The 14140-nt window shown below is 71.2% G+C and carries 2 protein-coding genes; both read right to left on the bottom strand.

The window, feature by feature from the left end; translation table 11 throughout:
- Positions 1-120 precede the first annotated feature (120 nt).
- Entirely contained in the window at positions 121-330 is a 210-nt protein-coding gene (locus tag ACTWQN_RS26160) for an MbtH family protein (protein ID WP_443206217.1), read from the bottom strand.
- A gap of 14 nt (positions 331-344) precedes the next feature.
- A complete protein-coding gene (locus ACTWQN_RS26155) occupies positions 345-14030 on the bottom strand; it encodes a non-ribosomal peptide synthetase (protein WP_443206216.1) in 13686 nt (4561 codons plus the stop codon).
- Positions 14031-14140 lie beyond the last annotated feature (110 nt).

Below are 14140 nucleotides of genomic sequence, written 5' to 3'. Positions count from 1 at the left end.
TGAGGGTGGGCGATTTCGCGCGAAATCGACGTTTTTCATGCGGGGCGGGTGGCGATTTCGCGCGAAATCGCCAGGTTCGCCACCCGCACCGCCGCACAAAACGAGTGCGAAGACAGGTTCTCAGGTTCCGGGGGAATCGACGAGGCTGCGCGGGCGCAGGTCGGTCCAGTTGGCTTCCACGTAGGACAGGCAGGCTTCGCGGGAGTCCTCGCCGAAGGCGATCCGCCAGCCCGCCGGAACCTCGACGAACGACGGCCACAGCGAGTGCTGGTTCTCGTCGTTGACCAGCACCAGGAAGCGGCCTTCGGTGTTGTCGAACGGATTGCTCATCGTCACTGCTCTCCTCAGGTCAACGTCGACAACTTGGCGTTGGGGTCGTGCACTGCGTTGTGCAGCACCGTCCGCAGGCGATCGGCCAGCCCGCGGACGGTGCTCTCGTCGAAGGCGTCGGTGGCGTACTCGAACCAGCACTCGACCGGTCCGTCGTCCAACGGCTCGTAGCTGCTGAACGTCAGCTCGGTGCGCGCACCGCCGGTCGGGACCGCCGCCAGCCGCAGGCCCAACCGCTCCTGAAGCGGCGCCTGTTCGTGGTGCACCAGCATGACCTGCGGGATAGGCCGAATCCCCAGTTCCTGGACCAGGTGCTCGAACGGAACGTCCGGCCGATCAAGGGCGCTGAGGTCCGTTTCGCGCACCCGAGCAAGCAATGCGCGGAAGCTGGGGTCGTCAGCCGTGCTGGTGCGCAGCAAGACGGTGTTGAACAGGCAACCGACCACCCCGCCGAGTTCCGCCTCGGTGCGGCCCGCGACGAGCGTGCCGATCGGGAGGTCGGTGCCCGCGCCGGAGGCGGTCAGCGTCGTGGCCAGCGCCGCGTGCAGCACCATGAACATGCTGGTGCCGGTGTCGCGTGCGAGCGCATCGATCGCGCGGTGCAACTCCGGTGCCAAGGTGACTTCGAGCAGCTCGCCCGCGCCGCCAGGCATCGACGGCCGGTCGACCGGCAGCGCCAGACGGGTTGGGGCGCCCGCCAGCGTTCGCCGCCAGTAGTCCGTCTGCGCTGCGATGACGCTGTTCGGGTCGGCCGGGTCGCCGAGCAGGCGATGTGCCCAGACGGTGTAGTCCGGGTAGCCGATCGGCAGTTCATCCCATTCCGGCTCGTCTCCGGCCAGTCGGGTGGTGTAGGCGTGCGCCAGGTCGTCGAGCAGCGGCACGACCGACCATTCGTCCACCCCGAGGTAGTGCATGCTCAGCAGCAATGCGTGCCGACCCGTGCCGTCGGTGAGCAGCTGCGCCCGCAACGGCGGCCGACTGCCCAGTTCCGGATCCTGCCGCGCCAACTCCCGCAGCCGCTCGTTGAGCGTGCCGTCCAGGACCGGGACGACCTCCATTTCCGGCGGCTCCACCAGTCGCTGCACGACCGAACCGTCCTCTTCGGACAGCACGGTCCGCAGAGGTTCGTGGCGGCGTACGACATCGGCCACGGCCGCCCGCAGCGCGGCGGGATCCAGCTGCGGCCAGCGGACCGCGAGCACGTGGTCGTAGCGGTCCCCGGCCCGGAGATTGCGCTGGTTCGGCGCGAGCGGCAGCACGTCCGGCCTGGGCACCGGCTCCAATGGCGGTCGAACAGCCGTCGCGGCCACCAGCTGTTCCGCCAGTCCGGCGACCGTCGGCGAGTTGAACACGTCGCGGACGCTCAGGTCGACGCCGAAGACGGCGCGGATCCTGCCGAGCAGCCGCATCGAGGTCATCGAATGCCCGCCGAGTTGGAAGAAGTTGTCCCGGACGCCGACCTCCGGCAGGCGGAGGACTTCCGCGAACAGTTCCGCCAGCGCCTGCTCGCGCGCGGTGGTCGGCCGGGCGTTCCCGGCCAGTTCCGACCAATCCGGCTTCGGCAGCGCGCGGCGGTCCAGCTTGCCGTTGGGGGTCAGCGGGAGTGGTCCGTCGAGTTCCACCACGGTCGCCGGGATCATGTAGTCCGGCAATGACGCCGCCAGGTACGTGCGCAGTTCGGCGACTTCGAGCCCGCCTTCGACCGGCACGGCGTAGCCGACCAGTCGCGGGTCGCCGGTCTCCCGGTCGAGGATGACCGCGGCCTGCCGCACCGCCGGGTGCCGACTCAACGCCGCCTCGACCTCACCGAGCTCGATGCGGAAACCGCGGACCTTCACCTGGTCGTCCACCCTGCCCAGGAATTCCAGCGCGCCGTCCCGCCGCCACCGGGCCAGGTCGCCGGTTCGGTACATCCGCTCCCCCGAGGCGAACGGGTTGGCCACGAAACGCTGCGCGGTCAGCCCGGCGCGTGCGAGGTAGCCACGCGCCAGACCGCGACCGCCGACGTAGAGCTCACCGGCGACGCCCGGCGGTACCGGGCGAAGCGCGGCATCGAGCACGTAGACCGCGGTGTTCGGATCCGGGGTGCCGATCGGCGCGGGCCCGCGCAGGCCCGTTTCCGCCCGCCACAGCGTCGAATTCACCGTGGCCTCGGTCAGCCCGTAGCAGACGAACACGGTGCACCGGTCCGCCCATCGGTTGATCAGCTCCGGCGACACCGCCTCGGTCCCCATCAACAGCGTCACGTCCGCGGGCAGCGCGCAGTGTTCGGGCAGCGCCGAGACCAGCGAAGGCGGCAGAGCGAGGTGGGTGATGCGCCGTTCCCGCACGAAGTCGGTCAGCACCTCGCCCGGCACCCGAACTTCGTCCGGGGCCAGCACCAGGGTCGCGCCGACGCACAGGGACATGCACAGCTCGAAAACGGCGACGTCGAAGCCGATCGAGGCGAACTGCAGGACTCGTGAGCCGACGCCCACCCCGAACCGCTCCACCGCGGTGGCCACCAGGCTGGCGATCCCGTCGTGCGAGACCACCACGCCCTTGGGCCGACCGGTCGACCCGGAGGTGTAGATCACGTAGGCCGCCCGGTCCAGCCCGATCGGCCCGTTCAGCGCGATCGGCCCGTTCAGCGCGATCGGCCCGTTCAGCTCGACCGGCCCGTCCAGCTGCTCGGCTGGCAGGTCGGCCAACTCGACCTCGTCGATCAGCAGCCGCTGCACACCGATCACCTGCGGGATCTTCTCGCCGTGGCCCTCCGCCGCGAGCAGCAGCCGGGCGCCGGAATCAGCGAGCATGAACTCCAGCCGATCGGCCGGATGCGCCACGTCCAGCGGCAGGTACGCGGCGCCGAGCTTGAGGATGCCCAGCAGCACGGCGACCAGCTCGGCCGAGCGGGGCATCGCCACCGCGACGACGTCGTCGGCACCGACACCGCGTGCGGCCAGCAGCCGCGCGATGCGGTTGGCCCGCACCTCAAGCTCCACATAGGACAGTTCGCGGGCGCCGTCCACGACAGCGGTAGCGGCCGGGTTCTCGGCGGCGCGGGCTTCGACGAGCTCCGGCAGCGTCGCCTCCGGCACGGCGCGCCGGGTGTCGCCTGCCAGCACCTGTTCCCGCTCGGCGGTGGTGAGCAGGTCGACCGAGCGCACCGGCCGGTCCGGTTCGGCCGCGACGGCCTCGGCCAGCCGGGCCAGGCGATCGGCCAGGTCGATGACGCCTGCTTCGTCGAAGAGGTCCGCCGCGTACTCGACGAAGCAGCTGATCCGGCCGGTGCCGTGCTCGGAGAAGCTGAAGACCAGGTCGAACTTCGCGGCGCGGTTCTCGAACGGCTCCCACGCCACGTCCAGGCCGTCCAGTTCGACCGCGGTCTCCGAGCGGTTCCGGTAGCTCACCATCACCTGGAACAGCGGGTTTCGGGCGGCGGATCGAACGGGGTTGCACTCCTCGACCACGGCTTCGAACGGGATGTCGGCGTGCGAGAACGCGGCCAGATCGGTTTCCCGCACCTGTGCGACGAGCTCGGCGAAACTGGGGTCGCCGGTGAATCCCGTGCGCAGCACCAGGGTGTTCACGAAGAACCCGACGAGGTCGTCGAGCGCCTCGTCGGAGCGACCCGACACCGGGGCCCCGAGCGGGATGTCGTCGCCGGAGCCCATGCGGTGCAGCAGTGCCGCCACCGCGGCGTGCAGCACCATGAACATGCTGGCGCCGCTGCTGCGGCCCACCGCCCGCAGCCCGTCGCTGGTGGCCTCGGCGAGATCGAACTCGACGACACCGCCCACGCCGCTGGGCGCACCGGGGCGTGGTCGGTCGGTCGGCAGCGCGATCTCCTCGGGAATCGCGTCCAGCGCCGCGCGCCAGTACGCCAGCTGCCGGGCCGCCAGACTGTCCGAATCGGACGGTTCACCTAGCAACTTCTGCTGCCAGAGCGTGTAGTCCGCGTACTGCGCCGCCAGCGGCGGCCAGTCGGGCCGCCGCCCCGATCGCCGGGCGGCGTAGGCCGCGGAGAGATCCCGCAGGAACGGTCCGTCCGACCATTCGTCGGTCGTGATGTGGTGCAGCAGCAGCACGATCACGTGCTCCGCCTCCGACAGCTGCGCCACCGTGACCCGCAATGGCAGTTCGGTGGCCAGGTCGAACGGGCGGCCCAGCGCCTCGCGCACCACGTCGGGCAGCTCGGCCTCGGTCACCGCGCGGACCTCGACCGGCACCGATGCGGCGCCGACCACGTGCTGGAACGGTCTGCCCTCCCGCACCCGGATCGTGGTGCGCAGCGCCTGATGCCGGTCCACCACGTCGTCCAGCGCGGCTTGCAGCGCGTCCACGTCCAGTCCGCCGCGCGCCCGCAGCACCAGCGGGAAGTTGTACGCCGCCGATCCGCCGGTCTGCTGGACGAGCCAGAGCCGCTGCTGCGCGAAGGACAGCGGCAGCTCCGCGGGCCGCTCCTGCCGGACGAGTCGGGGCCGTTGCCCCGGTACATCTCCTGGCGAATCGTCCGCGCGGAGCGCCAACTCGGCCACCGTCGGCGCTTCGAACAGATCCCGGATCGCCAGCTCCGCACCGAGCGCGGACCGGGCTCGGCTGATCAACCTGGTCGCCAGCAGTGAATGCCCGCCCAGGTCGAAGAAGCTGTCGTCGATGCCGACCCGTCGCGCCCCGAGCACCTCGGCGAACAGCTCGCACAGCACACGCTCGACTTCACTGCGGGGGGCGCGGCTGACCGCCGCGGCCTCGATCACGGGCTTGGGCAGCGCCGAGACGTCGAGCTTGCCGTTGACGGTCAATGGCAGCCGCTGCACCGCGACGATCGCGGCGGGCACCATGTAGTCGGGCAACCGCTGCTTGAGGTGCTCCCGCAGCGCGGAAGTGTCCTCATTGGACTCCTCTCGGACGACGTAGGCCACCAACCGCTGCTCGTGCACGATCACCGCCGCCCGACCGACCTCGGCGTGCTCGACCAACGCTGCCTCGATCTCGCCCAGCTCCACGCGATAGCCGCGGATCTTGATCTGGTCGTCGGTGCGGCCGAGGAAGTCGAGGTTGCCGTCCGGACGCATCCGCACCAGGTCGCCGGTGCGGTACATCCGCTCCCCCGGCGCTCCGAACGGGTCGGCGACGAACCGGTCGGCGGTCAACCCGGGGCGCCGGTGGTACCCGCGCGCCAGGCCGATACCGGCGATGTAGAGCTCGCCCGGGGTGCCGGGCGGGACCGGACGCAGGTAGCCGTCGAGCACGTGGGCGCGGGTGTTCCAGATGGGTCGGCCCACGGTCGGCGTGTCCGAGTCGAGGGTGCCGCCGCCGAGGGTGTTGATCGTGTACTCGGTGGGGCCGTAGAGGTTGTAGCCGAAGGTGCCTTCGGTGTCGCGCAGCCGGGACCACACCGCGTCCGAGACGGCCTCGCCGCCGAGCAGCACCAGTGGCGGCACGTGCCCGTCCAGCAGGCCTTCCTCGATCAGGTGCTGGGCGTAGGTGGGCGTCACGTTGACCACGTCGATGGCGTGCTCGTCGCAGTACGCCACCAGCGCCTCGGCGTCGCGCCGCAGGTCCTCGTCGCAGACGTGCACCTCGTGGCCTTCGATCAGCCACAGCAGCTCTTCCCAGGACATGTCGAAGGAGAACGACACGGTGTGCGCGATCCGCAGCCGCCGCCCGGCCATGGCCACCGTCGGGTCGAAGATCGCCTCGCGGTGGTTGAGCTGCATGTTCGTCAGTCCGCGATAGGGCGTGACGACACCCTTCGGCTTGCCGGTCGAGCCGGAGGTATAGATCACGTACGCCGGGTGTTCCAGCCGCTCCGGCCGGGTTCGGGCGAACGCCCCGAGTTCCGCGTCCGACGCCCGCGTGGCCGGGAGCGCGGCGAGTTCGGCCAGCACATCCGGGGCGTCCAGGAGAACGGCCCGGCTGCCCGCCGGCAGCGAACCGCGTGCCGTGCTGGTGGACAGCACGCACATCGGTTCGGTGTCGGCCAGCATGTGCGCCAGCCGGTCGGGCGGATGCTCCAGGTCCAGCGGCAGGTACGCCGCGCCGGTGCGCAACACCGCGAACAGGGCCACCACCATGTCGATCGATCGCGGAATCGCCAGCGCGACCACGCGTTCCACCCCGGCGCCGCGGGCGAGCAGCAGCCGCGCCAGCCGGTTGATCCGCGCGTCCAGTTCGGCGTAGGTCAACCGCCGCTGCCCGCAGACCAGCGCGAGTTCGTCCGGGTTTGCCTCGGCACGCGCGGCGAGCAGGTCCGCGACCGTCTCGTTGCCGACTTCGTGCTCGGTGCTCGCCCGTTCCGCTGCCACCGCGCGGCGCTCGGCGGGGCGCAGCAGGTCGAGCGAGCCCACCCGCGCGGCCGGGTCGCCGACCAGGCGCCGCAACAGCGTGGCGAACCGGTCGAGCACGGCCTCGGCCGCGTCCGGCCCGAACTGATCCGGGCGGTAGGCCAGCGTGACCCGCAGTCGCGATCGCGGGGTGACGATCAGGGTGAGCGGGTAGTGCGTGGCGTCGACGTTGTGGGCGTGGGTGATCCCGTGCCGGTCCTGCAAGTCGGCCAGCCACCGCTGCCCATCGGCCGGTCGCAGCACGAACAGCGTGTCGAACAGCTGGCGGTGGCCGGATTCCGACTGCACGTCACCGAGCCCGAGGTACTCGTGCGGCAGCAGCGCGAGGCGTTCGGCTTGGGTCCGCCGCAGCAGTTCCAGCACCGATTCGTACGGCTCGAACGTCACCCGCGCCGGGACGGTGTTCAGGAACATGCCGATGATGCTGTCCACTTCGGACACCGATGCGGGGCGGCCCGCCACCGCCGTGCCGAACACCACGTCGTCCCGACCGACCGTGGCGGACAGCGTCAGCGCCCAAGCGGTGTTGAGCAGCGTGTTCAGCGTCAGCCCGTGGTGTCGCACCACGTCCCGGAGCTGGTCGCTGAGCTCGGCGGAGAACTCCCGATCCAGGTTGGTCGGGATCACCGGTCGGGTGCTGCGGTCGCTGGCGGCGACCAGGGTCGGTTCGTCCAGTCCTGCCAGAGCCTCGCGCCAGGCCCGCTTGGCCGCGTCGAAGTCCTGCGCGGACAGCCAGGAGAGGTAGTCCCGGTAGGAGCCGGGTTTGGCCAGCAGCCGGTCGCTTCCGGCCAGCTCGTACAGCGCGAACAGCTGCTCCAGCAGCAGTTCCGCCGACCAGCCGTCCCAGGCGATCAGGTGGTTCGACAGCACCAACCGGTCGTGCCCCGGGGCCAGGCGGATCAGCAGCAGCCGGAACAGCGGCGGGCTGGTCAGATCGAAGCGCTGGGTGCGATCGTCGGCCAGCAGCCGGTCGACCCGCTCCTGCTGGCCCTCGGTGTCCAGGCCGGTCAGGTCGTGCTGGACGATCCGGGGTGCTGGTTCGGCGACCAGGAACTGGACGGGATCCGGCAGCCCGTCACTGGTGAATCCGGCCCGCAGGCTCGGGTTCCGGGCCAGCAGCGTGCGGCACGCGGCGCGCAGCCGGTCGAGGTCGAGCGTGCGGTCGAAGTCGAAGGTGGCTTGTGCGGTGTAGACGTCCAGTTCACCCGTGTCGTAGCTGGCGTGGAAGTACAGACCTTCCTGCAACGGCGACAGCGGCCAGATGTCCTCCACTGGTTGTCCGCTGACCGCCCGCACCCGCTCGGCGTCCGCCGCGCTGAGCCGAACCGTCACGTCCGCAACCGACTGCGGGAGGACGGTGCCGGTCACCGCGCTGGCCAACGCCGCTGGTGTCCGGTGCTCGAACACCTCCTGCGGGCCGATGTCCATGCCGTGCGCCCGTGCCTTGCTGGACACGCTGATCGAGGAGATGCTGTCGCCGCCGAGCCGGAAGAAGTCGTCGTCGACGGACACCTCCGGCACGCCGAGAACTTCGGCGTACACCGCGCACAGCACGCGTTCGCGCTCGTTCGCGGGCTCCCGCCGCAGCACCTGCCGGGTGACTCGCGGGGCGGGCAGCGCGGCCCGGTCGAGCTTGCCGCTCGGCGTCAGCGGAAGCTCGTCGAGCACCAGGACTGCGCCCGGCACCATCGGGTTCGGCAGTCGCGCCGCCAGCGCCGCGCGGAGCTCGTCGGAGTCCAGTGCCGCGCCGGTTGCCGGTACCGCATAAGCGACCAGTGCGTCGTCGCGGACCACGACGGCGGCTGCCGCCACCCCCGGCCGAGCACGCAGCGCCGCCTCGATCTCCCCGAGTTCCACGCGGTTGCCGCGGATCTTCACCTGCTGATCGGAGCGGCCCAGGAACTCCAGCGCCCCGTCCGGCCGTCGCCGAACCAGGTCGCCGGTCCGGTACATGCGCCCGCCGTCGAAGGGGTTGGCGACGAAGCGCTCGGCGGTCAAACCCGGCCGCGCGTGGTAACCGCGAGCCAGCTGCACGCCCGCGAGGTACAGCTCCCCCACCACCCCGTTGGGCACCGGCCGCAGGCACGAATCGAGCACGTGCAGGCGGGTGTTCCACACCGGCCGACCGATCGGCACGCTCGCCGCCCCGGCGTAGGGCCACCACGTGACGTCCACCGCCGCCTCGGTGGGGCCGTACAGGTTGTGCAGCGGCACGTCGGTGAGCCCGGACCAGCGGGCGGCAACGTCGCCGCTGAGCGCCTCGCCGCTGGTGAAAACCCGGCGCAGCGTCCGCGCCCAGGTCGGGTCCCCGGTCACCTCGTCGGCACCCAGGAACGCGTCCATCATGGACGGTACGAAGTGCATCGTGGTGATCCGCTCGTCGCGGATCAGGTCTGCCAGGTAGCGGGGATCGCGGTGGCCGCCCGGCCGGGCCAGCACCACGGCGGCGCCTTCGCGCAGCGCCCAGAAGAACTCCCACACCGATACGTCGAAGCTGGCCGGGGTCTTCTGCAGCACCCGATCGTCGGGCTGGAGGCCGAACTCGCCCTGCATCCATTCGAGCCGGTTGACGATCGCCCGATGGCTGACCACCACGCCCTTCGGGCGCCCGGTCGAGCCGGAGGTGTAGATCAGGTACGCGGGGTGGTCCGGATGCTGCTGCCGCCCGGCGCTGCCGCCGACCGCCCCGGGCTGGTCGACTCGCACCGTCGAAACACCCGGCAGCGGCGCGAAGTCGTCCGCCGTCACCACTGTGCGCGCCCCGGAGTCGGTGAGCATGAACCGCAGCCGTTCGGCCGGGTAGTCCAGATCCAGCGGCAGGTACGCGGCGCCCGACTTGAGGACACCGACCAGCGCGACCATCAATTCGATCGAGCGGGGCACCGCGACGCCGACGATCCGCTCCGGCCCGGCGCCCTCGGCGCGCAGCCGTCGAGCGAGCGACTCGGCCCGGCGGTCGAGCTCCGCGTAGGTCAGCCGGTCGGTCCCGCAGATCACCGCTGTGGCGTCCGGTGCGGCCGCCACCTGCGCGTCGAAGGCGTCCAGGAGCGTGCCCGCTGGCACCTCCCGGCCGGTCGCGTTGAGCTCGGCCAAATCCCGATGTTCGTGCTCGGTGAGCAGGTCGACATCGGCGATCGATTGGTCGAGATCGGCGCTCATCGCCTCCAGCAGGCGGACGAAACGTTCGCCCAACCGACCGGCTTCGGCGGCGTCCAGCCGTGCCGCGTCGTACTTCAGCGCGAAATCGAGGGTTTCGCCCGGGGTCACGATGAGCGCGACCGGGTAGTGCACGGCGTCGATCACCTCGACACCGCTGATCCGGATCGTCTCGGCCGGGTCCGCCACAGCTCCGTCGCGCGGGTAGTTCTCGATGACGACCAGGGTGTCGAACAGGTCGCCGTCCACCCCGACGAGGCGCTGCAGTTCGGCCAGCCCCAGGTGCTGGTGGTCGAGCAATTCCGCCTGCTCGTCCTGCAACCGGGCCAAGGTGTCCACAATGGACATCGTTGGTGACCAGCGGAGCCGCAGCGGCACGGTGTTGATGAACAGGCCCACGGCGGACTCGATGCCGGGCACCTGCGAGTCCCGGCCGGAAACCGTGCTCCCGAACACCAGGTCTGCCCGGCCGGTGAGCCGCCCCAGCAGCAGTCCCCACGCGCCGTGCAGGACCGTTCCCAACGTCACGCCGCCTCGCCTGGCGCGCTCGGCCAGCCGTGCGGTGGCCTGGGCGCGCAGGCGGAATTGCAGTTTCTCGGGGCGCAGCTCGGCGCGGTCGGTATCGATCAGGCGGGTCGGTTCGTCGATCCCGCTCAAGGCGGCCGTCCACGCCGTGCGCGCCGCCGAGTCGTCACGGGAGGCCAACCAGGCCAGGTGGTCGCGACGGCTGCTGAGCGCCGGGAGCGGCTGCGGGTTCCCGCCCGGTGCGTATCGGGCGAGCAGTTCGCGCAGCATGATCGTCACCGACCACCCGTCGGCGACCAGGTGGTGGAAGGTGAACAGCAAACGGCTGCGTCCGCTGCCCAGCCGGGCGAGCGTGGCGCGCAACAGCGGTGGCCGCGCCAGGTCGAAGCGCCGCGCCCGGTCCTGCTCGGCGAGGGCCGCGAACTCGCCCTCCCGCAGGTCGACCTCTTTCCAGGGCAGCGCCGCCGAAGTCGCGACGACCTGGACGATACGGCCGTCCGGGCGCTGCCGGAAGCCGGAACGCAGCGAGGCGTGCCGGTCGAGCAGGTCCTGTGCGGCACGGCGCAGCGCGGCGCCGTCCACCTCGCCGGTGATGTCGAAGGCTTCCTGCACGACGTACACATCCCGCCCGCCGCCGCTGGCGATCGAGTGGAAGAAGAACCCCTGTTGCAGCGGAGTCACCGGCAGAACGTCCTCGGCCCCGTCGAACTCGCCGGGCTCGACCGACAGCAGCGGCTGCGGTGCCGTCGGGCTCGCCGAACGCGCCACCGCCAGACCGGCCAACGCCTCGATGGTGCGGTGCTGGAACACGTGCCGAACCTTGAGCACCAGATCATGCCGGGCCGCCAGGGTCGTCAGGCGCAGCGCCAGGATGCTGTCGCCACCGAGGGCGAAGAAGTCGTCGTCGATCCCGACCGACGGCAGGCCGAGCACCTCGGCGAACAACTGGCACAGCAGTTCCTCGCGCGGATCACGCGCAGCACGCCCGCTGGAGCCCGCACCGAACGACGGCGCGGGCAGCGCGGCCCGGTCGAGCTTGCCGTTGGGCAGCACCGGAAGCCGTTCCAGCGCAACGAAAGCCGCAGGCACCATGTAACTGGGCAGCGACTGCTCCGCGTGCGAGCGCAAGGTCTTGACCAGCGTCGTGGTGTCCCGGAACACGGCGGGCGTGTTCGCATAGCTGGCGGGCGGCCGCCGCGAGCCGGGCAGGTAGCTGCCGCCGCGCAGCTCGGTCCGGCTGAACACCGCGTCGACGCTGCCGTCCTCGGCCGCGCCGGACCACGTGGTCACGACCTGGTACCCGAGCCGTTCGCCGAGTTCGTGCAGCTGTTCGGGATCGATCGCGGTGGCGGGCGCGGGCTGTTCGCCATCAATCGCGCGGAGCGCGGCGAGGTCTTCGGCCAACCGGGCGTTGGGCACACCGGTCACCCGCACGCTGTCGGGATTCTCGCTGCGCAGCCACGCCGACAGCGCGTCGATCCCGTTGACCCAGCTGAGTTCGGCTGGTGCGACCGCCTCGGGCGCGGGTTTCCCCTTGCGCAGCACCACGTCGTAGCGATAGCGGCTGAGCTCGTTGTGCTCGCGTGCCCGCTTGATGCGCACCTCGACGTCGCCGATGTCCTCGATCTCCCGGGTCAGCGCGGGGAAGAAGTCGGGGTCGAGCAGCAGCTCGCCCTCCCACGCCACCGCCGCGTCCACTGCGGCGCGATCCCCGGGCGTGACGCCCGCGCGCAGGCAGCGCAGCAGCCGCAGGTTGCGGATGTCGCCGAGGAACACCGAACCGCCCGGTGCGAGCAGGTCCACGGCCTGCCGCAGGACCTCCACCAGGTAGTCCACGCTCGGGAAGTACTGCGCGACCGAGTTGATGATCACGGTGTCGAAGAAGCCGCGCGGCAGACCGCCGAACTCGTGCGCGGGCTGAGCGCGCAGCTCTACCTTGCCCGACAACTCGTCGAACTCGTCGACCTGGCGCCGCAACGACGCGATCGCCTCGTCGGACAGATCGGTGCCCCAGCAGGACTCGCACTCGTGGGCCAGCTGCGACAGGATCAAACCGCTGCCCACGCCGATCTCCAGAGCTCGCCGCGGCCGCAACGCCCGAATCCGGTCCACTGTGGCCTGTCGCCACGCCCGCATCTCCGCCAGCGGGATCGGCTCGCCGTCGTAGGTGCTGTTCCAGCCCGCGAAGCCTTCTTCGAACGGCTCCGAGCCCGCCGCCGAATACAGCAGCTCGTGCAGGTCCTTCCACTGGTCGACCTGCTGGCGCTCGGCGTCGGCGTCCCGGCGCGCGCTCCGCTCGGCGGGCACGACGTAGGCGACCAGCCGTCGGTCACCGGCGCGGACCTCGTGCGGCACGACGGCCGCGGCGGCCACCGACTCGTGGGCGGTGAGCACCTCGATGATCTCGCCCGGTTCGATCCGGTGGCCCCGCACCTTGATCTGGTCATCGGCGCGGCCGAGGAAGTCCAGCGAGCCGTCGGCACGCCACCGCGCCCGGTCGCCCGTGCGGTACATCCGGTCCCCCGGCGCGCCGAACGGGTCGGCGACGAACCGCTGCGCGGTCAGCCCGCTGCGGCCGACGTATCCGCGAGCGAGCCCGCGACCGGCCACGTAGAGCTCACCTTCGGCGCCGACCGGCACCGGCCGCAGCGCCGAATCGAGGACGTAGCACCGGGTGTTGACGTCGGGTATGCCGATCGGCGCGGGCCCCCGCCAGTCGGGTTCGGCCTCCCACAGGGTCGAGTTCACCGTCGCCTCGGTCAAGCCGTAGCAGACGAACACGCGCAGCGTCCCCGACCACCGCTTGAGCAGCTCGTTGGGCACGGTCTCGGTACCGACCCCGAGCACCGCGCCCGGCGGCAGCGCGCACTCCTCCGGCAGCGCCGCGACCAGCGACGGCGGCAGGAAGATGTGCGTGACGCCGTGTTCGCCGATGTAGTCGGTGAGTTCCTGGCCCGCGACCCGGCGCGCCTCCGGCACGATGACGACGCGGCCGCCCACGCACAGCGACATGCACAGTTCCCAGACCGCCACGTCGAAGCCGATCGAGGCGAACTGCAGCACCCGGCTGTCGGAGTCCACGGCGAACCGTTCGATCGCGGTGGCGATCAGGCTGCCGATCCCGTCGTGCGAGACCACCACGCCCTTGGGCCGACCGGTCGACCCGGACGTGTAGATCACGTAGGCGGCCTGGTCCAACCCGACCGGTCCGAGTCCCGGGTTCGTGCCGTCGTAGGCGCCGAGGTCGACGGTGTCGAGCAGGATTGGTGGCGGCGCCGAATCCGGCAGTTCTTCGGCGAGTTCGGTCCGCGTCAGGACCGCACGCGCCGCGGAGTCGCGCAGCAGGTAAGCCAACCGCTGCGCGGGATGCGCGAGGTCCAGCGGCAGGTACGCCGCCCCGGCCTTGAGCACACCGAGGAGGGCCACCACGAGTTCCGGTGCGCGCGGCATCGCCACCGCGACCACGTCTTCGGCACCGATCCCCCGCTCGGCCAGCAACCGGGCGAGGCGATTCGCGGCGGTATCGAGCTCGCGATACGTCAGCTGCCGGTCTTCGCACTCCACCGCGATCGCGTCCGGAGTGCGCGCGGCCTGCCGCTCGAACGCTCTCGGCCAGGAGACCTCGTCGACTCGAACGTCTTGTCGCGCCGCGGAAAAGGGCATCGCATGCCCCTCGCCATCAAGCGTCATGTGGACTCCCTCGCGAATTCGGCTGCGCGCGTCGGGTGGTTCAGTTGCGTCGGCCGCGGGATGTCGGCTCGCGAGCACCGCCGCTGCGATGCGCGGCGGCGGTGCGCACG

This window comes from Saccharopolyspora antiqui (genome assembly GCF_052246905.1).
Lineage (GTDB): Bacteria > Actinomycetota > Actinomycetes > Mycobacteriales > Pseudonocardiaceae > Saccharopolyspora.
The sequence above is the reverse complement of the archived record's forward strand: the minus strand, read 5'-3'. Positions and strand labels throughout refer to the sequence as shown.